At 67.0% G+C, this 25,930-nt stretch carries 17 protein-coding genes; 5 read left to right on the top strand and 12 right to left on the bottom strand.

From position 1 onward, the window contains the following. Nucleotides 1-9: 9 nt before the first annotated feature. Nucleotides 10-1,680 (top strand): choline dehydrogenase, encoded by a 1,671-nt coding sequence (gene betA, locus EDF74_RS11190; protein ID WP_123730194.1) that lies wholly within the window; start codon nt 10-12, stop codon nt 1,678-1,680. Nucleotides 1,681-1,890: 210 nt separating this feature from the next. Here the strand turns inward: betA and EDF74_RS11185 are convergent, their stop codons facing one another. The 4 genes from EDF74_RS11185 to EDF74_RS11170 all read right to left on the bottom strand — a co-directional run bounded on the left by EDF74_RS11185 (nt 1,891) and on the right by EDF74_RS11170 (nt 5,400). Then, the gene (locus EDF74_RS11185) at nt 1,891-2,769 is read right to left on the bottom strand and encodes an EamA family transporter (protein WP_123730193.1); all 879 of its coding nucleotides are present in this window, start codon (nt 2,767-2,769) and stop codon (nt 1,891-1,893) included. Nucleotides 2,770-2,883: 114 nt separating this feature from the next. Next, nucleotides 2,884-3,972 carry an alpha/beta hydrolase family protein gene (locus tag EDF74_RS11180; RefSeq protein WP_260232247.1) on the bottom strand — a complete coding sequence of 363 codons (1,089 nt, stop codon included), beginning with the start codon at nt 3,970-3,972 and terminating at the stop codon, nt 2,884-2,886. Then, entirely contained in the window at nt 3,963-4,814 is an 852-nt protein-coding gene (locus EDF74_RS11175) for an AraC family transcriptional regulator (RefSeq protein WP_123730192.1), read from the bottom strand. The genes EDF74_RS11180 and EDF74_RS11175 overlap by 10 nt, the downstream gene beginning before the upstream one ends. A gap of 106 nt (nt 4,815-4,920) precedes the next feature. Further along, nucleotides 4,921-5,400: a VOC family protein gene (locus EDF74_RS11170; RefSeq protein ID WP_123730191.1), complete on the bottom strand. Its 480-nt coding sequence runs from the start codon at nt 5,398-5,400 to the stop codon at nt 4,921-4,923. Nucleotides 5,401-5,731: 331 nt separating this feature from the next. Between EDF74_RS11170 and fhuE the strand changes: the two genes are divergently transcribed. Continuing rightward, nucleotides 5,732-7,930 (top strand): ferric-rhodotorulic acid/ferric-coprogen receptor FhuE, encoded by a 2,199-nt coding sequence (gene fhuE, locus EDF74_RS11165; RefSeq protein WP_123730859.1) that lies wholly within the window; start codon nt 5,732-5,734, stop codon nt 7,928-7,930. 219 nt (nt 7,931-8,149) lie between these two features. On the opposite strand, the gene EDF74_RS11160 is transcribed toward fhuE, so the two are convergent. Together EDF74_RS11160 and EDF74_RS11155 are read right to left on the bottom strand one after the other, a co-directional pair. After that, nucleotides 8,150-8,776: a LysE family translocator gene (locus EDF74_RS11160; RefSeq protein ID WP_123730190.1), complete on the bottom strand. Its 627-nt coding sequence runs from the start codon at nt 8,774-8,776 to the stop codon at nt 8,150-8,152. A gap of 184 nt (nt 8,777-8,960) precedes the next feature. After that, nucleotides 8,961-11,834 (bottom strand): TonB-dependent receptor, encoded by a 2,874-nt coding sequence (locus EDF74_RS11155; RefSeq protein WP_123730189.1) that lies wholly within the window; start codon nt 11,832-11,834, stop codon nt 8,961-8,963. 565 nt (nt 11,835-12,399) lie between these two features. On the opposite strand from EDF74_RS11155, the gene EDF74_RS11150 reads away from it, so the two are divergent. Both EDF74_RS11150 and EDF74_RS11145 read left to right on the top strand, forming a co-directional pair. Continuing rightward, nucleotides 12,400-14,388 carry a transglycosylase SLT domain-containing protein gene (locus EDF74_RS11150; RefSeq protein ID WP_428999153.1) on the top strand — a complete coding sequence of 663 codons (1,989 nt, stop codon included), beginning with the start codon at nt 12,400-12,402 and terminating at the stop codon, nt 14,386-14,388. An 82-nt stretch (nt 14,389-14,470) separates the two neighbouring features. Then, nucleotides 14,471-15,697, top strand: coding sequence for a multifunctional CCA addition/repair protein (locus EDF74_RS11145; protein WP_123730188.1), 1,227 nt, complete (start codon nt 14,471-14,473; stop codon nt 15,695-15,697). A gap of 22 nt (nt 15,698-15,719) precedes the next feature. Here the strand turns inward: EDF74_RS11145 and EDF74_RS11140 are convergent, their stop codons facing one another. The 6 genes from EDF74_RS11140 to EDF74_RS11115 form a co-directional block, all read right to left on the bottom strand. Beyond that, nucleotides 15,720-18,713 (bottom strand): autotransporter domain-containing protein, encoded by a 2,994-nt coding sequence (locus EDF74_RS11140; RefSeq protein WP_123730187.1) that lies wholly within the window; start codon nt 18,711-18,713, stop codon nt 15,720-15,722. Nucleotides 18,714-18,826: 113 nt separating this feature from the next. Continuing rightward, on the bottom strand, nt 18,827-19,894 hold the full coding sequence (locus tag EDF74_RS11135) for an acyltransferase family protein (protein WP_123730186.1): 1,068 nt from the start codon (nt 19,892-19,894) through the stop codon (nt 18,827-18,829). Further along, nucleotides 19,891-21,039 (bottom strand): N-acetylglucosamine-6-phosphate deacetylase, encoded by a 1,149-nt coding sequence (gene nagA / locus EDF74_RS11130; RefSeq protein WP_123730185.1) that lies wholly within the window; start codon nt 21,037-21,039, stop codon nt 19,891-19,893. Before nagA ends, EDF74_RS11135 begins: the two co-directional genes overlap by 4 nt. Then, on the bottom strand, nt 21,039-22,067 hold the full coding sequence (locus EDF74_RS11125) for an SIS domain-containing protein (protein ID WP_123730184.1): 1,029 nt from the start codon (nt 22,065-22,067) through the stop codon (nt 21,039-21,041). The genes nagA and EDF74_RS11125 overlap by 1 nt, the downstream gene beginning before the upstream one ends. A 6-nt stretch (nt 22,068-22,073) precedes the next feature. After that, on the bottom strand, nt 22,074-23,141 hold the full coding sequence (locus EDF74_RS11120; RefSeq protein WP_123730183.1) for a LacI family DNA-binding transcriptional regulator: 1,068 nt from the start codon (nt 23,139-23,141) through the stop codon (nt 22,074-22,076). A 42-nt stretch (nt 23,142-23,183) separates the two neighbouring features. After that, nucleotides 23,184-24,476: a sugar MFS transporter gene (locus EDF74_RS11115; RefSeq protein ID WP_123730182.1), complete on the bottom strand. Its 1,293-nt coding sequence runs from the start codon at nt 24,474-24,476 to the stop codon at nt 23,184-23,186. A 367-nt stretch (nt 24,477-24,843) separates the two neighbouring features. On the opposite strand from EDF74_RS11115, the gene EDF74_RS11110 reads away from it, so the two are divergent. After that, entirely contained in the window at nt 24,844-25,872 is a 1,029-nt protein-coding gene (locus tag EDF74_RS11110; RefSeq protein ID WP_260232245.1) for a glucokinase family protein, read from the top strand. Nucleotides 25,873-25,930: the final 58 nt, after the last annotated feature.

Raw genomic sequence — 25,930 nt, 5'->3', positions numbered from 1 at the left:
GACACCGCGATGAAGCGCGAGTACGACTACATCATCATCGGCGCCGGGTCGGCCGGCAACACGCTGGCCGCACGCCTGACCGAAGACGCCGGCGTCAGCGTGCTGCTGCTGGAAGCCGGCGGCCCGGATTACCGGTTGGATTTCCGCACCCAGATGCCGGCCGCACTGGCCTATCCGCTGCAGGGCCGCCGCTACAACTGGGCGTATGAAACCGAGCCGGAGCCCTACATGAACAACCGGCGCATGGAATGCGGCCGCGGCAAGGGCCTGGGCGGCTCCTCGCTGATCAACGGCATGTGCTACATCCGCGGCAACGCGATGGACTTCGATCAGTGGGCCAGCTTCGATGGTCTGGAGGACTGGAGCTACCACGACGTGCTGCCGTACTTCCGCAAGGCAGAGACCCGCGACATCGGGGCCAACGATTACCACGGTGGCGACGGCCCGGTCAGCGTGGCCACCCCGAAGAACGGCAACAACGTGCTGTTCCACGCGATGGTCGAGGCCGGTGTGCAGGCCGGCTACCCACGGACCGATGACCTCAACGGCTACCAGCAGGAAGGCTTCGGCCCGATGGACCGCACAGTGACTCCGCGCGGGCGCCGTTCCAGTACCGCGCGCGGTTACCTGGACATGGCCAAGGACCGCGAGGGGCTGGAGATCGTGGTGCACGCCACCACCGACCGCATCCTGTTCGCCGGCAAGCGCGCGGTGGGCGTGCGCTACCTGGCCGGCAACAGCGCCGAGCCGATCGATGCCCATGCGCGCCGCGAGGTGCTGCTGTGTGCCGGTGCGATCGCCTCGCCGCAGATCCTGCAGCGCTCCGGCGTGGGCGCGCCGGCGTTGCTGGCCGCACTTGGCGTACCGCTGGTGCACGACCTGCCCGGCGTCGGCGAGAACCTGCAGGACCACCTGGAGGTGTACATGCAGTACGCCTGCAAGAAGCCGGTCTCGCTGTACCCCGCCCTGCAGTGGTGGAACCAGCCGGCGATCGGTGCGGAATGGCTGTTCGCCGGCACCGGCATCGGCGCCAGCAACCAGTTCGAAGCCGGTGGCTTCATCCGCACCCGCGAGGAGTTCGACTGGCCCAACATCCAGTACCACTTCCTGCCGGTGGCGATCAATTACAACGGCACCAATGCGGTCAAGGAACACGGCTTCCAGGCACATGTGGGCTCGATGCGCACGCCCAGCCGCGGCCACGTGCATGCCAAGTCGCTGGACCCGCGTGAGCATCCCTCGATCCTGTTCAACTACCAGTCCACCGATCAGGACTGGCAGGAATTCCGCGATGCGCTGCGGATCACGCGGGAGATCATCGCCCAGCCCGCGCTGGACGAGTACCGCGGCCGCGAGATCAGCCCGAGCGCCGAGTGCCAGACCGATGCGGAACTCGACGCCTTCGTGCGCGCGCATGCCGAAACCGCGTACCACCCGTCATGCTCCTGCGCGATGGGCACCGACGCGATGAGCGTGGTCGACGGCCAGGGCCGCGTGCACGGGATGGAGAGCCTGCGCGTGGTCGATGCCTCGATCATGCCGCGCATCATCACCGGCAACCTCAACGCCACCACGATCATGATCGCCGAGAAGATCGCCGACCGGATCCGGGGGCGTGCACCGCTGCCGCGCAGCACGGCGGCGTATTACGTGGCCGGGGACGCGCCTGCACGGCGCTGAGGGCGCCGCGATCAATGGGTAGGCGTCGAACGTTGCTCGGCGCACGAATCCCGGTAGTGCCGGCCGCTGGCCGGCTCCTCACGTCCTGGTAGTGCCGGCCGCTGGCCGGCTCCTCACGTCCTGGTAGTGCCGGCCGCTGGCCGGCTCCTCACGATCCACCAGAACCGGAAAGCCGGCCAGCGGCCGGCACTACCGGTCACGGCATCGTGTTCATGCTGGCGCGCCCGGCACCAAGGGCATCGCTCGCTTCGCGGTCAACGTACTGCCCACCGACGCCACCACGGTGCAGCCGATCGCCGCCCACTGCAGCGGGGTCAGGTGCTCGGCGAGCAGCCCCATCGCCAGCAGCGCGGCGACGGCCGGCTCCATGCTGATCAGAATGCCGAAGGTCTCCTTCGGCAGCCGCTTGAGCGCCATCATCTCCAGCGACATCGGGATCGCGCTGGAGACGATCGCCACGCCCAGCCCGAACAGCAGGATCTTCGGATCCAGCAGTGCCATGCCGGCGTGCGCCACGCCGACCGGCACCACCACCAGCGCCGCCGCGCACAGCCCCAGCGAGACCGTGTGCCCGGCCGGCAGATGCCCGGCACGCTTGCCGAAGATGATGTACATCGCCCAGCACACCGCCGCACCGAGGGCGAACATCACCCCGGCCGGATCCAGTGGCTCACCATGGCCCAGCGGCAGCAGCAGCAACAGCCCGACCAGCGCGCAGCCGACCCAGATGAAATCGACCGGCCGCCGCGAGGACCACATCGCCACCGCCAGAGGCCCGCAGAATTCGATGGCCACCGCGATGCCAAACGGGATCGTCCGCAGCGCCATGTAGAACAGCAGGTTCATCACGCCGAGCGTGATGCCGTAGCGGATGATCGTCCCGGCGTCGGCGCGCGAGGTGGTCCATCGCCACGGCCGGAACACCATCAGCAGCACCAGCGCTGAGAAACCCACGCGCAGCGCGCTCGTGCCCTGCGCACCGATCAGCGGGAACAGCTGTTTGGCATACGAGGTGCCGACGGCCAGCGAGGTGACCGAGCCCAGGACGGCCAGGGCGGGAAAGAACGTAGAAAGGCGGGAGGTCGACATGCGCACAGGATATTGCGGATCGCCTGCCGACGCCGCCTTGCTGCAGGTCCTGAGGCGGCCTCGATGTGCCGCGCTCTGAAGGCGCTGAACGTTCCCCGGGCGGAGGCACCTGCGTCAGCGCGTGGCCGACAGCGCAGCATCGAACAATGCCGTTGCTTCCGTGATCGCCGCCCCGTGTGTGGCTTGCTTGTCGGCCGCAACCTGGCAGAGTGCGCCGACGCGCGTCTGGCCCAAAGCCGTGCAGCTGGACAGGAAGTCGTAGTGCCCCACCGCCGGCAAGGTGGTCAGCGTCGCCTTCGGAAGCGACGAGGCAGCCACGTCGCTGTTGGTGGCCGGTGAGGCTACGGTGTCGGCTGCACCGACGATGATCGATACCGGCTGCGTTACTTTCTCCAGTTCCTCCGGCGCGAACGCCTGCACCATGGCCGGCGCGATCAGCACTACCGCACGTACCCCGGCAATGGCGCGATCGTCACCGGCCTTGGCCACCCACGGGGCCAGTTCCGGCGTCGCTGCGGCGGTCATCCGGCGCGCCAGGGTCAATGAGGGAGTCTCGGCCTGCGGGGCGCAGACGCCGTCGTCAGGCTGCGCGCGGCAGAACGCCAGCAGCCGCTGCAGATCCGGGCGTGCGCCCGCGGCGACCAAGGCAGTGAACCCGCCGGCCGAATAGCCCGCGATGCCCAACCGGATGGTATCGATCTCCGCTGCCAGCACCTTATCGGCCTGCACGGCAGCCAGCGCGGCGGCCAGGTCATCCACCCGGTTCCACATCAATATGCTGCCGGCCTCGGTCATCGGGTCCACCCCGTTGTTGCCGGGATGGTCCACCGCGATCACCACGTACCCGGCCCGCGCCATCGCGGTACCGAACCAGCCCATCATCCGGGCACTGCCACCGTTGCCGTGCGAGAGCAGCAGGACCGGCCAGCGGCCTTTGGCAATGGCGGCATCGGCGGCCGCCGTACCGACCTCGAACAAGGGCGCCCCCGGCGGGCCGATCGTCAGCGCGGTTTCCTGCGCATCGGGCTGGGCCGGATACCACACGGTGTAGCGCACGCTGTCGCGGTGGTCGGCATCGCGCACGGCCGCACTGGGCGTATGTGCAACGCCGTGCCGCTCGCCAACGGGCGGCACGGCCCCAGCGGCAAACAGGGGCAGGCAGAGCGCCAGCAGCGCGGTACAACAACGGGCGGTCATTCGCATGGGTCAATCTCCTTGAGGTGCAACGTGTCGGCCAGCGGCAGCCATATCTCCACCCCGCCGTGGCCACTGCGGTCATCGAAGCGCGCGTCGTAGCGCTCCAGGTCCGGTGCGTCGGCCAGGGTCAGGCCGGACGCCGGCAGATAGTCATTCAACAACCAGAACCAGGTGGAGCGGATCGCGGAAATGTGCCCGGCATGCCAGGCCACCAGATACTCGCGGGGCGCAATCGAGATCGCCTGCCAGCCAGCGGGCACGGGCGCGGATGCACTGATCTCCACGCCGGCGATGTAGTCGAAGCCGCCGTCGGCATCGTTGTTGCCGCACACGCCGTAGGCGATCTCCGCACCCAGGCCATGCGCTTCGTCCAGGCGCTGCCATTGCGAGGGAATCGATGCGACGGTCGCGGAAGTGTGGCGTGCACCGATGCCGGCCACGCGCAGGGCACCGCAGTGCGCGCGATGGGGTTCGATCGTGCAGGGTGTCGAGGGGTCGATCAGTTTCAATGCCTCGACCAGCGCCACGCCGGCCAGCCCCTGCTCGCGCACCTGCTCGGGCGAGCGTCCGAACTGCTCGGAAAATGCGCGGGTAAAGGCCGCATGTGAGGCGTAGCCGGCAGCGATGGCCACCTCGAGGATGCCATCAGCCCCGGCGGCCAACTGGTGTGCGGCGTCGGTCAGCCGGCGGCCACGCAGATAGCGCACCACCGAGGTGCCGGTGCTGAGTTGGAACAGCCGCGAGAGATGGAACGGCGACAGCCCCACCACGCCGGCGATATCGGCCAACGACGGGTTTTCAGCGAAGTGGCTTTCGATGTACCACAAGGCCCTGCGTGCCGCACCCATACCGCCAGATCCATCGCTGTTGAACGGGACCGCAGCGTAACCCAGCGCGCACCGCGGCATTTGATCGTTCTTGCTGTCTGTTGCAACACACGACGGGCACGCGATCTCAGCCCCTTACCGCCGCCTCGATGGCCGCCACGTCAATCCTGCGCATGGTCATCATCGCCTCGAACGCACGCCGAGCCACGGCCGGATCCTTGCTGGTCACCGCGTCGGTCAGCACGCGCGGCGTGATCTGCCAGGACAGGCCCCACTTGTCACGGCACCAGCCGCAGGCGCTTTCCTCACCCCCATTGCCGACAATCGCGCTCCATAGCCGGTCCGTCTCGGCCTGGTCATCGGTGGCGATCTGGAAGGAGAACGCTTCGCTGTGTTTGAACGCCGGCCCGCCATTGAGTCCGATGCAGGGGATGCCGGCGACGGTGAAATCGACGGTCAGTACGTCGCCCTGTTTGCCGGAGGGAAAATCGCTCGGCGCGTGGTGCACCGCGTGCACCGCGCTGTCCGGGAAGGTGGCGGCGTAGAAGGTGGCGGCGTCCAGCGCGGTACCGTCGAACCAGAGGCAGATCGTGTTCTTGCTGACCATGGGCGTCTCCTGCAGCAGAGGATGGATTGCGCCCGCTCACGTTAGGCGCGCCGGTGTTAAGCCTGCGCGCGGGTGCCCCGCCTGGATGAATACGCACATGCCTTGGTCCACCATCGTCAGGATCAATACAGAGATCGGATGCGGTTGATGATGCGAATCATTGCCATTACCATGGTGTGATCCAGGTCGCGCAAGGGATGCGCACCCGTGAACAGTTATCGAGCCCGCGTCGGGTCACCGCCCCCGCCAGCCGCTGCCTGCCCCCACCCCGCTCCGCCGCAGGCCACCCAGGACGCCGGCCATGCCCGTTGCCGCCTTTCTGGAAACGCCGATGACCCGCTCCGCCCACGTGCTGTCCCGCCCGTCGATGCACCGTCGCCCGCTGCCTCAGGCCTTGATGGTGGCCCTGTGCACCCTCACCATTGCGCCTGCGTTCGCGCAGGATGCTGCCGCTGATGCCACCACCCTGGACAAGATTGTGGTCAAGGGCGAGCGCGCCGAAGGTTATTCGGTCCGCAGGACCTCGGCCGGCACCCGCTTCGATCTGGCCCCACGCGAGATCCCGCAGTCGGTCAGCATCATCAGCCACCAGCGCATCGAGGATCAGAACCTCGATGACATCATCGACGTGCTGGCCAACACCACCGGCGTGAGCAGCACCCAGTCCGATACCGAGCGCACCGAGTTCTACGCGCGCGGCTTCTACATCGACAGCTACCAGTTCGACGGCCTGCCGACCCAGATGGTGCAGAACTGGAGCTACGGCGATTCCGGCCTGGACCTGGCCCTGTATGACCGCGTGGAAGTGGTGCGTGGCGCCACCGGCCTGCTGAGCGGCGCCGGCAACCCGTCCGCCTCGGTGAACCTGATCCGCAAGCATGCCGACAGCGCCGAGCTGACCGGCAGCGTGTCGGTGAACGTCGGCAGCTGGGGCCGCACCCGCAGCACGGTGGATGTGACCACCCCGCTGAACGCCAGCGGCTCGGTGCGTGCGCGCGTGATCGGCAGCTACCTGGATACCGAATCGCAGATGGACCGCTACGACCAGCACAAGACGCTGGGCTATGCGGTGATCGATGCCGACCTGACCCCGGATACCCAGCTGAGCGTGGGCTATGACTACCAGCAGAAGCGCGCCAACGGCGCGACCTGGGGTGGCTTCCCGATGCTGTTCTCCGATGGCAGCTCCACCGGTTACGACGAATCGTTCAATGCCAATCCGGGTTGGACGTATTGGGACACCACCAGCAAGCGCGCCTTTGCCACTCTCGAACACGGGTTTGCCAGTGGCTGGAAGTTCAAAGTCGGCGCGACGCATGACGAAACCAAGGCCGATGATAAATTGTTCTACACCGCCTACAACGACTGGATGACTGGCGCGTCCTACTTTGACAAAGAAACCGGCGCTGGTATCACGCCTTCTGCAGGCTTCTACAACACCGAGCGCAAGGTCAGCGCGGTCGATGGCTTCATCGACGGCCCGTTTCAGCTGTTTGGTCGCGAGCATCAGTTCATGGCCGGCCTGAGCTACAACAAGCGGGAGTACGCCAACAAAGGCGATTACCAGCCGGATTTTTACAGTGATCCGATTGCGCCGTACCTAGCGTTGCCCAACTATCTCGGCTGGAACGGCAATTTCCCAGAACCAGAGTGGCGCGCAATGAAGCTGCAGAGCCGTGGCACGATCACTCAGAAAGCGGGTTACGCGGCTACCCGCCTATCATTGGCCGACCCGCTGAAGCTGATCATTGGTGCGCGCTATACCGACTGGAGCTTGGACGGTCTGGAGGGCACAGTCGTCAGTCGCTTTAGCCACAAGGTCACCACGCCGTACGCAGGCCTGGTGTTCGACCTCAACGACACCTATTCCACCTACGCCAGCTACACCGAGATCTTCCAGCCTCAGACGCTGAAGAACCGCGCAGGCAGCTACCTGGATCCGGTGGACGGCAAGAGCTACGAGGTGGGCGTCAAGGGCGCGTGGTTCGACAACCGCCTGAACGCGTCGCTGGCAGTGTTCCGCATGGAGCAGGACAACGTCGGCCAGGCCACCACCGAGCCCGTCCAGGGCAGCCCCAATGAGTTCGCCTACATCGCCGCGCGCGGCACGGTGAGCCGCGGTTTCGAGTTCGAGCTCAACGGTGAACTGGCCCCCGGCTGGAACGCGACCTTCGGTGCCTCGCGCTATGTGGCCAAGGACATCAACGACGCGGACATCAACACCAACCTGCCGCAGACCACCATCAAGCTGTTCACCAGCTACACCCCGCAGTCGCTGAGCGCGCTGACGGTCGGCGGCGGTGCCAACTGGCAGAACGGGATCTACTATCCGGTGCCGGCCTACGGCCGCATCGAGCAGGGCGGCTACGCGCTGGTCAGTGCCTTCGTGCGCTACCGCATCTCCCCGGAGTTCAGCGTGCAGGCCAACCTCAACAATCTGCTGGACAAGACGTACTTCTCGCAGATCAACGGGTACGGTGCGTACGGTGATGGTCGCAATGGCGGCCTGACGTTTACCTGGTCGTTCTGATCGGTCATTGACCGTAACGCTTCAACAAAGGAGAGCCGGGCATTGCCCGGCTCTCTGCGTTTTGCACGATGCGCAACGGACGCGCGGCGCCGCACGGCCAGACCTCGGTAGTGCCGGCCGCTGGCCGGCAGCCTCATGAACGATGAAAGTCCTGCCTGGTTGCCGGCCAGCGGCCGGCACTACCATCAACGTCGTGCGCGCAGCACCAGCGCCAGACCATCACGGCCGTGCGCGCAGCAGCGCCAACCCGAACCCGATGAAGATCGTGCCGACCACGCGGTCGAACACCTTGCGCAGCCCCGGCTTGGCCAGATAACCGGCCAGCCCGCGGCCGCCGGCTGCGTACACCCCGTACCAGAACATTTCCATCACCGCGAAGGTGCCCACCAGGATCACGAACTGCGGCAGCTGCGGCTGGGTGAGATCGACGAACTGCGGCAGGAACGCCGAGGCGAACAGCAGCAGCTTCGGGTTGCTGATGCCGATGATGAATCCATCGCGGAACAGCACGGTGCGTGAACTGGGCACCAGCGCCGAGGTGCTGCCGACGTCGATCGGCGCATCACCGCCGCGCCAGGCCTTGATCCCCAGGTACACCAGGTACGCCACGCCCGCGTAGCGCAGCAAGTCGAACACCATCGGCGAGGCCTTGAGCACCGCGCCCAGCCCGGCGGCGGAGATCGCCAGGGCCAGTACCAGCGCGGTCAGGCAGCCGGCCATGGCGGCGATACTGCGGCGGAAGCCGACGCGCACGCTGCGGGTCATCACGTGCAGCATGTTCGGGCCGGGCGTGCCGCACAGGACGAACACGGTGACGGCGAAGATCCACCAGGTATGCAGGTTCATGGCAATGCCGTTCTAGAGAGAGGTAGTGCCGGCCGCTGGCCGGCAGCGCAATGATGCCTGACGGAAACAGCATCGGCAGGCCGGACTCGCGAGATGGCCGGTCCTCGCAACAGCGTTGTCCGCCCGAAACGCACCGGGGCGCCCTCATGGCGCCCCGGTATGTCACGCCCGCATCAGCCCGCGATCAGAACCGCAGGTCCGCGCGCACGTACCAGTAGCGCCCGCGCGGGATGTCGTAGGTGGAGGCGTCATAGCCATTGAGCGAGCACGACAGGCAGATCGGCGGATCCTTGTCGAACACGTTGTTCAGGCCGGCGCTGAGCTGCAGGCCCTTCATCCAGTCGACCTTGTAGCCCACCTGCATGTCGTGGAAGGTGGTTGCGGCCAGTTCGTTCGTCCCCTCGGCCTGGTTGCCGCAGATCGGGAACGCCGCCACGTCGCCACACTCCTCGGTGAGCTTGGAGATGTGGCGCACCGTCCAGGACGCGTTCCAGTTGGCCAGATTCCAGCTCAACGTGGCATTGCTGGTCCATTCCGGGATCGAGCTGTCGGCCACTTCCACCCCCGGCTCCTGTGGCTGCCGCTGGCCGGCCGCGCCCAGTGCCTCATAGCGGCCGACGAAGGTGTTCTGCCAGCCCAGCTTGAACTGCCCGATCTCCGTCTGCGGCAGGGTCCAGAACAGATCCACATCCCAGCCATCGGTCTTGATCGAACCCAGGTTGGTCAACCGGTTGTTGAAGCTGCTGACCGCACCGGTCGAGGCGCGCGTGATGCCACTGCAGTACAGCGGGTCCAGCGTGTCCACGCACAGGTCGAGCTGGGTCTGCGCGTTGATCGCCTGGATCGCGCCTTCGATGTGGTGGCGGTAGAACGTCACCTCGACATCGAAGCGCTCCGACCACGATGCATTGCTGCCAAACCACGGACTCCACACGAAGCCGGCACTGAAGCTGCGCGAACGCTCCGGATCCAGTTCCGCGTTGCCGCCGGTGGTGACCGAGATCTGCGAGTTGGCCTGCTGGAAGCCGCCCGGCACGCCGAGCGCGGTACAGTTGGCGGCACTGCCGCGCGGCGGGGTGCCACCCAGCCCGACCGAGCAGGGATCGAACAACTGCAGATCGGCACGCGCGGCCGAGCCGTACAGCTCGCCGATCGACGGCGCGCGGAAGCCTTCGGCATAGCTGGTGCGCAGCACGAAGTCATTGGTCACCTGCCAGCGCAGGCCGTACTTCGGGGTGAACTCGCCGCCGAAGGTGGAGTAATCCGAGTAGCGCCCCGCCAGGCTCAGGTCGAGCTTTTCGCCGAGCGCGCTCTTGGCGAAGATCGGTACGCTCAGCTCCAGGTAGGCCTCGTTGACATCGTAGGACCCGGAGGTGGGCAGCGACGGCACGCCGTTGTAGTGACCGATCACGGTCAGCGGATCCGGATCGTAGCGGCCCTCGTACTTGCGGTACTCATAGCCGGTGGCGAACGAGACCGGGCCGGCCGGCAGGGTGAACAGTTCGCTGCTGAGGTTGGCGGTGAACAGGCTCAGCTCGTTCTGGCTGCGGTCACGGACCACCGGCTGGATCCAGCGCAGCATGTCCGGGGTGATCGAGCCGACCCCACCGAAGATGTTCAGCGGTACGCAGCCGGGGGTGGCCGCACACACCGCCGGATCGCCCAGCGCCATGTTGACCTTGTAGATGTCGTAGCTGCCGTAGTTGGTCTGTTCGGCCTTGTTCTTGCTGTACATGCCGTTGAGGTCCCAGAACCAGCTGCGGTCCGCGGCCTGGAACTGGCCCACCAGCCCGGTGGCGAAGTACTGGGTGTTGACCTCCTGCTCGAACACGCGCGGGCCGCCTTCCACCGGGCGGCGACCGATCAGGCTCATGTTGCTCGACGCATCCAGATCGAAGCCGAACGGGTTGTACGGGTTGAGGGCGGAAACAACGATGTTGTCCGCCAGGGGGTTGCCGGTGGCGCCGTCCGGGCCGAAGAACAGCGGCTCGGGGCCAGCCTGGTTGGTGGACTCGCGGCGGTTGCCCAGTGCCTTGATGTACCACTGGATGTCATCGGTGAGGTCGAAACGGAACTGACCGAAGATACCCTTCCGCTCGGACGGGGTGAGCACCAGGTTGTACTCGGCGAAGTTGAAACGGTCGGCCGAGGTGAAGCAGTGGTAATCGTCGCTGCGGTTGCAACCGGCAGTGCCGTCATAGCGTGGATTGCTCACGCCGGTGTTGGGCACGATGTTCTGGCTGGCGCCGGTGTTGGGGTCCACGAAGGCGAACCGGCCCTGCGGAATGCCACCACTGCCGAAGGCCAGCCCGGTACCCGGAATCGGGAAGCGCGACTGTTCGCGGTCCCGTGCATATACCGGGTCCTGCTTGGTCCAGCTCGCACCCAGGAACAGGCTGTAGCGGTCGCCACTGGTGCCCCAGGCCAGGTCGACGCCCTTCTGGGTGCCGTCGCCCTTGGTGTACTCGCCATAATTCATCGTCACCTGCGCGCCATCGAATTCGCGGCGGGTGATGATGTTGACCACGCCGGCGATGGCGTCGGAGCCGTACAGCGATGAAGCGCCGTCTTCGAGCACTTCGATGCGCTCGACGATGGCCAGCGGGATGGTGTTCAAGTCTGTCGCCGCGCCCACGCCGGAGGCGGAGGATTCGTTGACCCAGCGGATGCCATCGACCAGCACCAGCACGCGCTTGGCGCCCAGGTGCCGCAGATCGACCTGGGCCGAGCCCGCGCCCACACCGCTGCCATCTGGCGGGAAGCCAAAGTTGCCGGAGGAATTGAACTTCGCATTGAGCGCCGAACCGGAGCCGGTCAGCTGTTGCAGCACATCGCCGATGGAGGTCAGGCCGGTACGTTCGATCTCGGTACGGGTCAGGGTCTGGATCGGCACCTGCCCTTCCACCTCGGCCCGCTTGATGCGGCTGCCGGTCACTTCCACCCGGTCCAGATCGGTCGTACTGCGGGGCGCGTCCTGCGCGCTGGCCAAGACCGGCGCAGCCAGCAGCAGGCACACGGATACGGCAACCGCCAGCGGGCGGTGATGCAGGTTGTTCATTCGCTCTCTCTCCAAAGGAATGTCGGGCTGGGCTGCCGCGCCCCCCCTGCATGGCGGCAGCGTCTCCTTTGTAAACAAACGGTAAACAGGCCGACGTGACGGCCGACACCTTTTCACGCGGAATCGACAAAGCCGACTGTGGGAATCGAAGACAGATGTGCTCGCAGGATCTGCAGGGAGCTCGGCCAGAAGCCTTGTTTTCAAAGGCGCTTATGGTCCACAGCATCGCCAACGAGGCATGACTGGGCAGAAGGAATGCCGCGCGACGTTTATCCCTGAGATGTCGAAGAAACCACCGTCTCCATGGCTCCCTGCGCGTCGCGATCGGCTGAAATGCGTTATCGCGACGACCCGATAGCCTCCCGCTCTGCCCGCTCGGCATCCATCACGGCGGCCATGTTCCGCAGGAACGCGGATTCGATCGAGCGAAATAATCCGCATCGCCAACCCGCCCGCCGCGCGGCGAGTGGTTTGTCATCTGGTCTGCATTTCCGGACGCTGCTGGGCGCGGGCGCTGTTCATCCTCGAGTCGGCTTGCCCTCACTCCCTTTCACCCCGCGCCGTTATGCTTTCCCGCATGACTCGACTTCCCCTGTATTTCTTCAGCGCAACCGTCCTGCTGGCCTGCACCGGCGTCAGCCCGGTCGCCGATGCCCAGAACCTGGATGCGCAGCGCGCGCAGCTCAAAGCCGTCATCGACAACGCCGAGCGCGGCCAGTTCGATCCTGCCCAGGCGGCCGCATTGAGCCGGCACCCGCTGTATGGCTGGGTCGAATTCGCGAACCTGCGGCGCAACATCGACACCGTCAGCAATGCGCAGGCCCAGGACTTCCTGAAGCGTTACAACGGCCAGGCCGTGGCCACCAGCTTCCGCAACGTATGGCTGCCGGCGGTGGCGCGGCGCCAGGATTGGCCGACGCTGCTGGCCAACTGGACCGACACCTCCAACGCCGGCCTGCGGTGTGCACAGCTCAACGCGCGCCAGGCCACCGGCAAAGCCGATGCGCAGTGGGTCAGCGAGGCGCAGGCGATCTGGCGCAGCACCGGCAAGTCGCTGCCCGATGCCTGCGACCCGGTGTTCGCTGTACTGGATGCCAAGGGCGGCCTGAGCGCGGAGCTGCGCTGGGCACGTATCGACGCGGCGGCCGATGAGCAGCAGCCTGCGGTGATGCGCAGTGCGGCGCGCGGGCTACCCGCGGCCGATCTGGCCCTGGCCAACACGTATGCCGCCTTCGTCGACAAGCCCAACGCCAGCGCGCTGAACTGGCCGCGCAATGAGCGCAGCCGGCGCATCGCCACCGATGGCCTGGCCAAGCTGGCCAAGGCCGATCCCGGGGCCACCGAACAGCAGTTGCCGCAGTACGCCGATGCCCTGCAGCTGAGCGCCGCGCAGCGCGCGCAGGTGCTGTACCAGATCGCGCTGTGGACGGTGGCCTCGTACGGTCCCGAGTCGGCCCGTCGCCTCAATGCGGTGCCCGAATCGGCGTACGACGAGCGCCTGCACGAATGGCGTGCGCGCGAAGCGCTGTCGCGCGGCGACTGGCCGGCCGCACTGACCGCGATCCGCAAGATGGGCCCGACCCAGCGCGCCGATTCGCGCTGGCGCTATTTCGAAGCGCGCATGCTGGACAAGACCGGCAAACGCAGCGAAGCGCAGGCGGCCTTCCGTGAGGCGGCCCGTGCGGCCACCTTCCATGGCTTCCTGGCCGCCGACCAGCTCGGCCAGAACTACACGCTGTGCCCGTGGGAACCCAACGACAGCGCCCAGGCGCAGGCGGCGGTCGCGCGCGACCCGGCGATCGTGCGCGCGATGGAACTGTTCAAGATCGAACGTGCGGGCTGGGCCGTGGCCGAGTGGAACGATGCGCTGAGCCGTTACGACAACACACAGCGTCGTCTCGCCGTGGAAGTCGCCCGCGACAACGGCTGGTTCGACCGTGCGGTGTTCTCGCTCGGCAAGACCCCGGACGAGCAGCGCCTGTACTCGTTGCGCTTCCCGCTGCACCACGACGACAGCATCCGCCGCGAGTCCGCCCGCAATGCCATCGACCCGGCCTGGGTGGCCGCGGAGATCCGCGCCGAGAGCATCTTCAACCCGAAGGCCCGCTCGCCGGCCAACGCGATGGGCCTGATGCAGGTGCTGCCCGCCACCGGCGCGGCGGTGGCCAAATCGATCGGGCTGACCAACTACGGCGGCGCCGCCAGCCTCTACGATGCGGACACCAACATCGCCATCGGCACGGCCTACCTGCGCCAGCTGATGAACAAGTACGACGGCCTGCCCTACGTCACCATCGCCGCCTACAACGCCGGCCCGACCCCGACCGCCCGCTGGCAGTCGCAGCGCCCGGGCTTCGATCCGGACATCTGGATCGAGACGATCAGCTACAAGGAAACCCGCGAGTACGTCGCGCGCATCCTGGCCTTCAGCGTGATCTACGACTGGCGCTTGAACGGTGACGCGCTGCCGGTGACCGACCGCATGAACGGCCGCCTGCAGGTCAAGCGCAAGACCTTTGCCTGCGCCGCCAACGCCGACAAGGGCGGGGACTGAGCGGCTCCGGGCTGCCGGGCGGCTCCGCAAATCCGGCACTCCCGGTTGGCGTGGCCTTGGTCCACTGCGGCATCATGGGCATATGAAAATCTATCTGGTTGGCGGCGCCGTGCGCGACCGCCTCTTGCAGCGCGCCCCGGGCGACCGCGACTGGGTCGTGGTCGGGGCCACCCAGGCGCAGATGGAAGCGCAGGGGTACAAGGCCGTGGGCCGTGATTTCCCGGTGTTCCTGCATCCCGACACCGGTGAGGAATATGCGCTGGCCCGCACCGAGCGCAAGTCCGGTCGCGGCTACCGGGGCTTCGTGGTCGATGCCGATCCGGCCGTGACGCTGGAGGAGGACCTGCAGCGTCGCGATTTCACCATCAACGCGATCGCCTGTGATGAAGCCACCGGCGCCCTGGTGGACCCATATGGCGGCGTGCGCGATATCGAGCAGCGCGTGCTGCGCCACGTCGGCCCGGCCTTCGTCGAAGATCCGCTGCGCGTGCTGCGCGCGGCCCGCTTCATGGCGCGCTTTGCGCCGCTCGGCTTCACCGTCGCCGACGAGACGATGGCCCTGATGCGGGAGGTTGCCGCCAGCGGCGAGCTCAGTGCTTTGGTGCCCGAGCGTGTGTGGCAGGAGCTGCGCCGTGCGCTCGCCTCGGCGCGGCCGTCTGCCTTCCTGCGCACGCTGCATGACGCACATGCACTGGGCGCGATACTGCCCGAGCTGGAGGCCCTGTACGGTGTACCCCAGCGCGCGGAGTTCCATCCGGAAGTCGATACCGGCGTGCACCAGGAAATGGTGAGCGACATGGCCGCGCAGCTGGCCCCGGGCGATGACCTGATCGGCTTCGCCGCGCTGACCCACGACCTCGGCAAGGGCCTGACCCCGCCGGCCGAATGGCCGCGCCACATCATGCATGAGCAGCGCGGCGTCGCCCCGCTGCGTGGGTTGGCCGAACGCCTGAAGGTGCCGGTCGATCACCGCCAACTGGCCGAAGCGGTCTGCCGAGATCATCTCAACGTGCACCGCATCGACGAACTGCGCGATGCCACCGTGCTGGAACTGCTCGGCCGCTGCGACGGGTTCCGCCGTCCCGAGCGCATCGCGCAGATCGCGCTGTGCTGCGAAGCCGACAAGCGCGGCCGGCTCGGCTTTGAGGACAGCGACTATCCGCAGGGTGAAACGCTCAAACGCCTGCACCAGGCGGCGCTGGCGGTGCAGGCGCGCGACCTGGATCTGACTGGGCTGAAGGGGCCGGCGGTGGGTGAGGCGCTGGCCAAGGCGCGGGTGAAGGCGATCAGCGCGGTGCGTACGCGCTGATCGATGCCAGCCCGTCGCAACATCACCAATCGAAGCGCACGCCGATATTCCCCTCGATGCTCTTGCGCTCCTTCTGCGCACTGCTTTCCAGATCGCGCGTGTAATCGGCCACCGCAAACGCGCTGACATTACCGTTGAAGCGCGCGACCACACCGACACCGACTTCCAGCGCGCGGGCCCCCTGCTGATTGATCAGCTCATTGGTGCCGAACGTGATGCGATCCTCGCCGTCGAAGGTCTGCCAGTAGTTCACTTTGAGGTACGGCTGCCAGCCATTGCCGGCCAGGTTGTAGTCGGCTGCCAGACGCAGGCCGACGCGGCCGGTCCAGGCATCTTCGTTGTCGTATCCGATCGTGGAGATGCGGTCGGCACTGTCATCCAACGCGCTGCGCTGCCAGATCACCTGCGCCTGCGGCTCCAGCCACCAGGCCGATTGCCCGAGCTGCAGCAACGGCTTGCCGACCTCCAGTGACGCCGTGGTGCCATCGCCACGCAGATCGATCCCAAGGCCGCGCGCCGACCATGCATTGCCGTCGTAACGACTCTGCATGACCACCGCGTCGAGGTAACCGCCCGCACTGCCCACGCGGGTCCAGTACAGACCGACATGTTTGTCGTCCAGGCGCGTGCGGCCCACTGCCACGTTATCCCAGCCGATCGCGAAGCCGTTGACGTTGCCCTGCGCGCGGGTACGCCCGACGAACACACCGAACTGATTGCGCGCCTGATCATCGGCCGTTGCGTACAGATCCACACCGGCCTGGATGCCCTGGATGTCACCGTCGAAGCTGGGCTTGGCATCGCCTTCCCAATGCTGCTCATGGCTCTGCCCGATCATCCGCGCCCATGCCGAACGAACACCACCCTGTCCGGCCAACAGGCGCTGTTCGCCCTGGCGTTCGTGGAAGGTACCGAGACTGAGCAGACTGGTCTCACGCAGCAGCGGCGGCACCACCGCGTAGGTGGCCGCCTCCACGCGGTACAACGGAACGATGTCGCCTTCGGCCGGCATTGCACCGGGCGTCGGCGGAACGGCCAGCGGTCCGGGCACGGCGGCCGGCGTGGTCGGTACCGGCGGTGGCGTATCCGTTTCAGGGGGCGCAACCGGCGCCGGCTCGGGCGGCGGCGGCGGCGGGGCCGGTTCCGGTGCCAGCGGATCCGGGTTCTCCGGCAGATCCGGTGACGGTGGCGGCGTCAGCGGGGGCGGTGGCGTACCGGCGTTCTCCGGCGGAGGCGGCAGCGGGGTCACCGTGGATACGCCCGGTGGCGCCGGTGCGGGCGCCGGCGTCGCGCTGGCCACCAGCGTCGAGCGCAGGTACCAGTTCTCGCTGCTGTCAGCACTGACGCCGCCCTTGAACAGGAAATACTCGAACGCGCCCGCCGCGATCGGGTTGTAGAGCGCGAAGGCGTTCGGTGCCGTACTGGCGCCGTTGATCGACTGCACCACCAGGATGCCGTCAGCAACCGTCGCCGCGCCGGCTCCTCCGGCGTTGAGAATTCCCAGTCCGGTGCTGCCACTGGCTACGCCGTTGAAGATCACCAGGCGGTCGGAAGGCGCACCGTCACCGGCCAGCACCGACTGCAGATACACGCCGCCGTTATTGCCGACATAGTTGCCTGCAATGGTAAACGCATCGCCTGGACCGTTGCTGCCGTTGCTCAAGTCAATGCGCCCGGCGTTGATCACATTGGCCTGCTGCCCGGCGGTGAAGGTGCGCACGTTCGCATTGAGGCCACCGGCGAACACCGTGCTGGTGCTGTCGATGTCCAGCGTACCGCCGCTGGTGGTGAAATCGGACAGCACCAGATCGCCATCGAAGGTCAGTTGGCTGTCCTGGCGGAGGTTGATCTGCTCCCAGCCGGTGAAGCGCGAGACACCGCTGGTCTTGACGTTGTTCATCGTGAGCAGATCAGTGCCAAGCCCACCGGTGAACAGCGGAATCGCACCGAGGTGGCTGTTGTTGAGATTGGACAACGTGGTGACGTCGTTGCCCTCCCCCATGTCCACCGTGCCGTACACCACCCCGCCACCGGACCAGTCCAGACGATCGTTGCCGGTGCTGGCGCGGATCTCGCCGCGTACGGTGCCACCGGTGATGGTGATGGAATCATCGCCACCGCTGACGCTGATGTTCCCGCCGATGTAGCCTTCGGAGAGGATGATGGTGTCGTTGCCGAAGCCGGTGACGAGGTTGCCGTCGATGGTCCCGCCGGACATGTCGAAGGTGTTGTTCTCCAGCTTCATGTTGACCCGTCCGATGCGCCCGCCGGTCATCTCGGCATAGTCGCCGTCGTCGAAGCCACCGATGATCTGGCCGCCGGTCATGCGGAAACGGTCGGTGCCGTCGCCCTGCAGCAGGGCGCCGATGGTGCCGCCGGTCATCAAGAACGTATCCACGCCACTGCCTTGCTGTACTGCACCGGTGATGGTGCCGCCGCTGATTTCCAGCGCATCCAGTCCATCGCCCTGGTCGACGCTGTCGATGACCCCGCCACGCACCACCAGGGTGTCGTTGCCGGCTCCCTGCACCACGCCACGGCGGATGCTGCCGGCCAACATCTCCAGGCGGTCATTGCCGGCACCGAACACAATGCCGCCGGTGCTGCCGCTGATCGCTCCACGATTGATCACGGTGGTGGCGGCATCCAGCTGCAGACCACGCCCGGCCACGGCGATGATGCTGCCGTCGTTGGTGATCAGATGACCACCGCCACCGGCCTGCAGCGTGACCGCATTGCCGGTCGCCGGCGCGAGCTGCGCGGTGCCAAGGACGTTGAGCGTGATGTTGCTGCTGCCGGCCACGCCGATAACCGGCACGTTGTCTGGATTGGGCGGCTGGCTGGAGCAGGTCACGGTCTGCCCGCTGGTCGGCGCAGCGTTATCGCATCCCGCCCAGACCGGGAAGGCGCCGGCGATCAATACGGTGCCGAGCGCGCCACGGCGGCCGGCCTGCAGAAGGTGCGAGATCTGGACAGCCAGCAACGGTCGTGCCGGCCAAACGAGCGTCTGGCGCATGTACCTTTCCTGTTCAGCAGAAGGGAGACGGCAACGGCCCAGTGCTTTTACGGATGACCGGCGTAGGTACTTTTACTGTGCAACCGTGATGCGGAGGTAAAAAACCGGTGCCTTCATATCTTCAGGTAGACCCGCCGGTGGTCCAGCGCCCACACCACGCCCCACCAGATCGCCACGAATCCCGCGGCGCAGGCGAGCGAGGCCAGCATCGGCGCCTGCGGCATAACACGCGCCACGGCATGGAACGCCCACGCCCACACACCTGTCGCGCCCAGCACCAGCGCCATTGCCGACGACCCAAGGTAAGCAGCGATCGCATTCACCCCGAAGCGGCGACCCAGCGCAGGCAGGCCACAGCGGTCGATCAACAGGTGCGCCAGCAGCAGCGCGGCCACCGACAGGCCACCGGCCCAGAGCACGAAGCTGGGCGTCCACAGTTGCTTGTTGAGCGGCAGCCACAGCGTGGCCAGACCACCGACGGCCAGACAGGCCAGCGCCAGGGTGACCAGGCGGGCCGACTGGCCCGCACGCAGCCACGCACCGGTACGCAGGCCCAACAGCGTGGTGGCAATCGCCCCGAGGCTGCTCAGCAGGCCTTCCGGGTCATGACCCAGGCCGGTGAGCGCGGAATACGTGTAGAGGAACGGGGCGAACAGTGCGGTATCCAGGCGGCTGGCCGGGTTCACCCAAGGCGCCAGCGAGTCGGCAGAAAGAAGGATGGCCGCATAGGCCACCAGCAATCCCACGATCGCCACCCACTGCGTCCGCGCCCGCGTGTAGACCGCCGTCACGCCAACCGCCGCCACGCACAGGGCGATCCGCTGCAGCACGCCCCACAGGCGATACGCGGGCAGCTCGAACAGCCACCACGCCATCAGGTGCAGCAGCGCGCCGGCGATCAGGATGCGCAGCGCGCGTTGCAGTACCCCACGCACCAGCGCCGGACGCATGGCAGGGTCGGTGGCGCGCGGGGCCAGGCTGAAGGCCATCGAGACGCCTGCGATGAACAGGAACAGCGGGAAGATCAGGTCGGTCGGGGTGAAGCCATGCCAATCCGCGTGCAGCAGCGGCGCGTAGACATGGCTCCAGTCGCCGGGATTGTTGACCAGCAGCATCGCCGCGACGGTCAGGCCGCGCAGTGCGTCGATCGATCCCATCCGCCCCGACGGCGCGTCACTCATACGTCTTCGCGCTGCCCGGCGATCCAGGTGCTGCGTACCTGCAGCGCGTCATCGAGCAGCACCAGATCGGCATGATGGCCCTCGGCGATGTGCCCGTAGCGGTCATCCAGATTCAGGAACTGCGCAGGATAGGTCGACGCCATCCGCGCCGCTTCGGCCAGCGAGACGCCCAGCAGCTGCACGCTGTTGCGCACCGCCGTGGCCATGTCCAATGCCGAGCCGGCCAGCGAGCCGGCGGCATTGCGCACCACCCCGTCCACGGCGGTGATGACCTCGCCATACAGTTCGTAGCTGGGGTCTTCCGCACCCACCGGCGGCATCGCATCGGTGACCAGCATGACCTTGCCGCGCGGCTTGGTCGCCAGCGCCACACGCAGGCTGGCCGGGTGCACATGCACACCGTCGGCAATGATGCCGACCCAGCTGTCGCGATCTTCCAGCGCCGCGCCGACCGCGCCCGGTTCGCGCCCGGTCAGCGGCGACATCGCGTTGTACAGATGGGTGAAGCCGCGGATACCGGCCTCCAGGCCTGCACGCGCCTCTTCGTAGCTGGCGGCGGTATGACCTGCAGCCACCACCACGCCGCGTTCCACCAGCGCGCGGATGCTTTCCAGCGGCACCCGCTCGGGCGCCAGCGTGAGCAGCGTGACGCCGTTGTCCAGCGAGGCGGCCAAGGCGATCTCGGCGGCGTCCGGCACACGGAACTTGTTCGCATCATGCGTGCCCTTGCGCGCCGGGGCGATGTAAGGGCCTTCCAGATGGATGCCGAGCACGCCCGGCACGCCCTCGCTGATCGCCTGGCGGGTCGCGGCGATGGCCGCGCGCATCACCTGCACGTCGTCGCTGATCAGGGTCGGCAGCAGACCGGTGGTGCCGAAGCGGCGGTGCGCCTGCGCCAGCGTGCGCAGCGTGGCCACATCCGGGCTGTTGTTGAACAGCACGCCGCCACCGCCATTGACCTGCGCATCGATGAAGCCGGGCAGCAGCCAGCCACCCCCCAGGTCCACCTGCTCATCGGCCTGACCCAGCATCGGCGCGGCATCGGAAATGAGCGCGGTGATCCGCCCACTTTCGATCACGATCGCCAGGTCGTCGCGGAAGTCGTCGCCGGCCAGGATGCGGGCATTGCGCAGGACAGTTTTCATCAGACGGTTTCCGTCACCTTGTTCAGATGCGGCGGCAGGTCCGGGTTGTGACCACGGCGCAGCGCCAGCGCATTGATCGCGCGGTAGAAACTCTGGATGGTCAGCAGCGGGGCGCAGGCCGGGTGCGGCGCGACCGGCAGCGGCAGGTCCCCGCCGACATCGGCCAGCCACACCTGCGCATCGCGCGCGGCGAACTCCCCCAGCACCGCGCGGGTACCGGCGCCGGTTTCATCCGGCTGGGCAAAGGCCAGCACCGGGAAGCCCGGGCCGACCAGCGCCATCGGGCCGTGCTTGACCTCGGCCGAGCTGTAGGCCTCGGCGTGCAGGCCACAGGTTTCCTTGAACTTCAGCGCCGCTTCCTGCGCCGCGGCCAGGCCAAGACCGCGGCCAAGCACGAACAGATTGTGGGCCGGCACCAGGCCGTCGGTCAGCGACGACCAGTCGCTGTTCCAGGCCTCGCGCAGCGCATCGGGCAGCGCGCGCAGCGAGGCGATCAGCCCCACGTCCTGGGTCCAGTACGCCACCAGCTGCAGGATCGCCGACAGCGAGGCCAGGTAGCTCTTGGTCGCCGCCACGCTGCGCTCGGCACCAGCGCCCAGTGGAATCACCGTCTCGGCCAGCTGCGCCAGCGGCGAATCCTCGACATTCACCAGCGCCACCACGCGTGCGCCGGCCGCACGCGCGGCCTCGGCGTTGCGCAGCAGGTCCGGGCTCTTGCCCGACTGCGAGATCACGATGTACAGCGCGCCGCGCAGCTTCAGGGGTGCTTCGTAGACCGAGCCCACCGAGGGCGACGCCGAGGCGGTGACCAGCCCGAGGCGCGTTTCCAGCAGGTACTTGGCATAGGTGGCGGCGTGGTCGGAACTGCCACGCGCGCAGGTCACCACGAACGGCGGCGGTGCCGCGCGCAGGCTGGCGGCCAGCGTCTCCACGGCCACCTGGTTGCGCGCGAACTGCGCGGCGATCACATCGGCAGCCTCGGCGGCTTCGCGGTACATCAGGGTGTCGTGGGGAGCAGGCAGGGACATGGGGACTCAGGTCGTTTCAGGAGAAGGAAGCCGTGCACCCTGCGGGCGCATCGGCGCGGTGGAGCCACGCACCACCAGCTGCGGCACGAAACCCTGGTTCTGCAGCTGCAGCGGCGCATCGTCGTAGGCATCGCTGCGCAGCTGCGCGATCAGCAGGCGCGCCGCATGCCGGGCGATGTCTTCGGTGGCCTGCTTGGCGGTGGTCAACGGCGGCCAGGACTGGCGCGAGAACGGGCTGTCCTCGAAACCCGCGATGGACAGGTCGTAGGGCACGTTCATGCCGGTGGATTTGGCCGCCGCCAGCACGCCGGCAGCGATTTCATCGTTGGAACCGAAGATCGCGGTGGGCGGTTCGCGCAGCGCCAGCAGGCGGCGCGCGCCGCGGAAGCCGTCATCGAAGGTGTAGTCGCCCTGCACCACCAGGTGCTTGTCGATGGACATGCCGTAATCGCGAAGTGCCGCTTCATAGCCGGCGTAGCGCTCGCCACTGGAACGGTGCGAGCTACCGCCCCACAGGAACCCGATGCGCTGGTGCCCGAGCTGGATCAGGTGTTCGGTGATTTCATAGGCGGCCTCGCGGTCGTCGACGAACACGCAGGCACCATCTTCGGGATCGGCGGTGGCGGCGATGATGCGCACCAGCTTGATACCCCGGGCGGTGAGCGCGGCCACCAGATCCTTGCGCTCGGACATCGGCGCGGTCAGCACCAGCCCGGCCAGGCGCGAACGCTGCACCCAGTCGGCCAGCTCCTCGGCGAGCATCGGCGAACTGGAGTCGCAGGGGTGGATCTGCAGCCCGAACCCGGTTTCGCGGCACGCCGCAAGCACGCCGTTCTGCACGCCGATGATGTGGTACGGGTTGGGGTTGTCGTAGACCAGCCCGACCACCAGCGTGGTGCCGGTGCGCAGGTTGCGCGCGGCCGGATCAGGCTCGTAGTCCAGCTCGGCGATCGCACGCAGCACGCGCGCGCGCGTGGCCTGCATCACCGAGGGTTCGTTGTTGATCACCCGCGAGACCGTCTTCAGCGATACCTTGGCCCGTTCGGCGACATCCTTGATGGTCGCTCTACGCATCGTTTTTCCCTGGCTGACCGGTTGAACCTCCATGATCGCCGATCACTGCCCGTCGCGGGACAGCCCGACCCGGTGGCCGCGCATCGAATAGAACAGGATGTACAGGTAGCAGGGCACCATCAGGCCGGCGAAGACCCACTGGAAATCAAAGTGCTGCTTGAGCACCGCGAACAGCTGGGGAATGATCGCGCCACCGGCGATGGCCATCACCAGCAGGGCCGAGCCGGTCTCGGTGAAGCGGCCCAGGCCGCGGATCGCCAGCGGAAAGATCGCCGGCCACATCATCGCATTGGCAAAGCCCAGCGCGGCCACGAAGCCCACCGAGACATAGCCCTGGGTCAGCAGCGCGCCGATGCTGAACAGCACGCCCAGCACGGCCGAAATGCTCAGGTAGCGCGATTGCGTCACAAGGTGCGGAATCAGCGCCAGGCCCGCCACGTAACCCGACAGCATGAATGCCAGGGTGATCGAGGTGAACATCTTGGTCTGGTCCAGCGGCAGGTCGAAGCTGTGGCCGTAAGTGCCGATCGCATCGCCGGCCATCACTTCCACGCCGACGTACACGAACAGGCACAGCACGCCCAGCCACAGATGCGGGAACTGGAAGATGCTGGTGCGCTCGGCCACCCCTGGCGCGCGGGCCGGCGTGGCATTGGCTTCAGCGGTCTTCAGCTCGGGCAGCGGCGAGAACAGCACCGCAACCGCGAGCACCACCAGCAGCCCGGCCATGGCCATGTACGGCAGCTGGATCTTGGCAGCGAAGTCATTGAGCAGCACCGTCTTGGCAGCCGCATCGGCGACCTTCACCTGGGCGTCCAGATCGCCGATGCCATGCAGCACCAGCGTGCCGATCAGCACCGGGGCCAGCATGCCGGCGATCTTGTTGCAGATGCCCATCAGCGCGATGCGCCGGGCAGCGGTCTCGATCGGGCCGAGGATGCTGATGTACGGGTTGACCGCTGTCTGCAGCAGGGCCAAACCGCTGCCGATCACGAACAGGCCACTGAGCGCCCCCGGGTACCAGCGCTGCTGGGCAAAGTGCGCGAAGACCACCGCGCCGGCCGCCATCACCAGCAGGCTCAGGCTCAAGCCTTTCTTCATGCCGGTGCGCTTGAGAATCCATGAGGCCGGCAGGGCGAGGAAGAAATACGACAGGTAGAAGACCATCAGCACCAGGAAGGCGCCGACCTCGTCCAGCTCGAAGGCGAGCTTGACGAAGGTGATCAACGGGCCGTTGAGCCAGGTGAAGAAGCCGATCAGGAAGAACAGTACGCCGATGATCAGGATCGAGGTGAGCACGCTCGAACGCGCGGAGGCAGCAGGCACGGCAGACATCAAGAAGGCTCCTGCATCGACGGCGCGCGATGCGGCGTCGGAAGAGTGACTGGGAACAACGTTGTCACATTTATTCGTCGCCGCTGCCGGGTTTGTCAACAACTGGATTACCGGCCGTCCCGTGAAAACGGCGTGCTGCATCTGCGCAAAAACCCGGTATGGCTCGCCGGACGGGAGCTGGACCCCTGTTTCCAAGCAGTTTGCAAAAACATGACGGCCGTTGGATGAAAACGTTTTCCTGCGACAGGGCCCGTTGCGGCGCAGCATCGAAAGTGTGAGGTTATCGTTGACATCGTTGTCAGAACGATTACAGACTCCGCCTCAATCGCCGGGCCAGCCCTGGCCGTGCCCAACCGATGGAGTCCGTGTGACCAACGCCGCCCACGCTGTACCGGCCCATGCCCCGTCCGCTGCGATGCCGCCGTTCCTGGCCGCCGACGTGGGTGGCACGCATGTCCGGGTGGGCCGGGTCCAGGCCAGCGCGGATCCGGACCATCCGGTGCAGCTGCTGGACTACCGCAAGTTCCGCAATGCCGATTACGCCGGCCTCAGCGCGATCCTGTCCGAATTCCTGGCCGATGGCCCGCGCCCGGCACACTGCGTGGTCGCCACCGCGGGGTATGCACGTGAAGACGGCACCGTGATCACCGCCAACCTGCCCTGGCCGCTGTCGGCGCGGCAGATTGAGCGCGAGGTCGGTCTGGACCAGGTCTACATCGTCAATGACTTCGAGGCGGTGGCCTATGCCGCCGCCCAGGTCGATGCCAGTGGCGTGCTGCAGCTGACCGGCCCGGCCACCGCCCCGCGCGGCCCGACCCTGGTAGTCGGCCCCGGCACCGGGCTGGGCGCGGCGGTGTGGATCCCGACCCCGCACGGCGCCGTCGTGCTGGCGACCGAAGCCGGCCAGCCGACCCTGGCCACCACCACCGAACTGGAGATGGCGATCGTGCGGCACATGCTGCGCGAGCGCTCGCATGTCTCGGTCGAGCAGGCGCTGTCCGGCCCCGGCCTGATGAATCTGTATCGCGCCCTGTGCGCGTTGAGCGGCCAATCGCCGACGCTGACCACCCCCGATGCGATCACCGCCGCCGCCATGTCCGACCAGGACCCGCTCGCGCGGCAGAGCCTGGATGTGTTCTGCGGCCTGCTCGGCAGCACGATCGGCGACATGGCGCTGCAGTACGGCGTCACCGGTGGGGTCTATCTGGCCGGCGGCATCCTGCCGCAGATCCGCGATTTCCTCTTGAACAGCACCTTCGTCGAGCGGTACCTCAACAAGGGGCCGATGCGCGAGGCGCTGGAACGCATTCCCGTGAAGGTGGTCGAGCACGGGCAGCTGGGCGTCATCGGCGCCGCCAGCTGGTACCTGGGACATAGGGACCACCCGAACGCCTGACGGCGCGCAGGGCAAGGCAATACGCAGTACGTGGCACCCATGGCGCACCCGTTCAGGG

It is taken from the genome of Stenotrophomonas rhizophila (assembly GCF_003751305.1).
Taxonomy (GTDB): Bacteria; Pseudomonadota; Gammaproteobacteria; order Xanthomonadales; family Xanthomonadaceae; genus Stenotrophomonas; species Stenotrophomonas rhizophila_B.
This window is presented reverse-complemented; position numbering and strand designations above follow the sequence as displayed.

Excerpts from the sequence above, each read along its gene's own strand:
- betA (WP_123730194.1), top strand. The coding sequence starts at position 10 with ATGAAGCGCGAGTACGACTACATCATCATCGGCGCCGGGTCGGCCGGC.
- EDF74_RS11185 (WP_123730193.1), bottom strand. The coding sequence starts at position 2,769 with ATGTCGACCTCCCGCCTTTCTACGTTCTTTCCCGCCCTGGCCGTCCTG.
- EDF74_RS11180 (WP_260232247.1), bottom strand. The coding sequence starts at position 3,972 with ATGCGAATGACCGCCCGTTGTTGTACCGCGCTGCTGGCGCTCTGCCTG.
- EDF74_RS11175 (WP_123730192.1), bottom strand. The coding sequence starts at position 4,814 with ATGGGTGCGGCACGCAGGGCCTTGTGGTACATCGAAAGCCACTTCGCT.
- EDF74_RS11170 (WP_123730191.1), bottom strand. The coding sequence starts at position 5,400 with ATGGTCAGCAAGAACACGATCTGCCTCTGGTTCGACGGTACCGCGCTG.
- fhuE (WP_123730859.1), top strand. The coding sequence starts at position 5,732 with ATGACCCGCTCCGCCCACGTGCTGTCCCGCCCGTCGATGCACCGTCGC.
- EDF74_RS11160 (WP_123730190.1), bottom strand. The coding sequence starts at position 8,776 with ATGAACCTGCATACCTGGTGGATCTTCGCCGTCACCGTGTTCGTCCTG.
- EDF74_RS11155 (WP_123730189.1), bottom strand. The coding sequence starts at position 11,834 with ATGAACAACCTGCATCACCGCCCGCTGGCGGTTGCCGTATCCGTGTGC.
- EDF74_RS11150 (WP_428999153.1), top strand. The coding sequence starts at position 12,400 with ATGCTTTCCCGCATGACTCGACTTCCCCTGTATTTCTTCAGCGCAACC.
- EDF74_RS11145 (WP_123730188.1), top strand. The coding sequence starts at position 14,471 with ATGAAAATCTATCTGGTTGGCGGCGCCGTGCGCGACCGCCTCTTGCAG.
- EDF74_RS11140 (WP_123730187.1), bottom strand. The coding sequence starts at position 18,713 with ATGCGCCAGACGCTCGTTTGGCCGGCACGACCGTTGCTGGCTGTCCAG.
- EDF74_RS11135 (WP_123730186.1), bottom strand. The coding sequence starts at position 19,894 with ATGAGTGACGCGCCGTCGGGGCGGATGGGATCGATCGACGCACTGCGC.
- nagA (WP_123730185.1), bottom strand. The coding sequence starts at position 21,039 with ATGAAAACTGTCCTGCGCAATGCCCGCATCCTGGCCGGCGACGACTTC.
- EDF74_RS11125 (WP_123730184.1), bottom strand. The coding sequence starts at position 22,067 with ATGTCCCTGCCTGCTCCCCACGACACCCTGATGTACCGCGAAGCCGCC.
- EDF74_RS11120 (WP_123730183.1), bottom strand. The coding sequence starts at position 23,141 with ATGCGTAGAGCGACCATCAAGGATGTCGCCGAACGGGCCAAGGTATCG.
- EDF74_RS11115 (WP_123730182.1), bottom strand. The coding sequence starts at position 24,476 with ATGTCTGCCGTGCCTGCTGCCTCCGCGCGTTCGAGCGTGCTCACCTCG.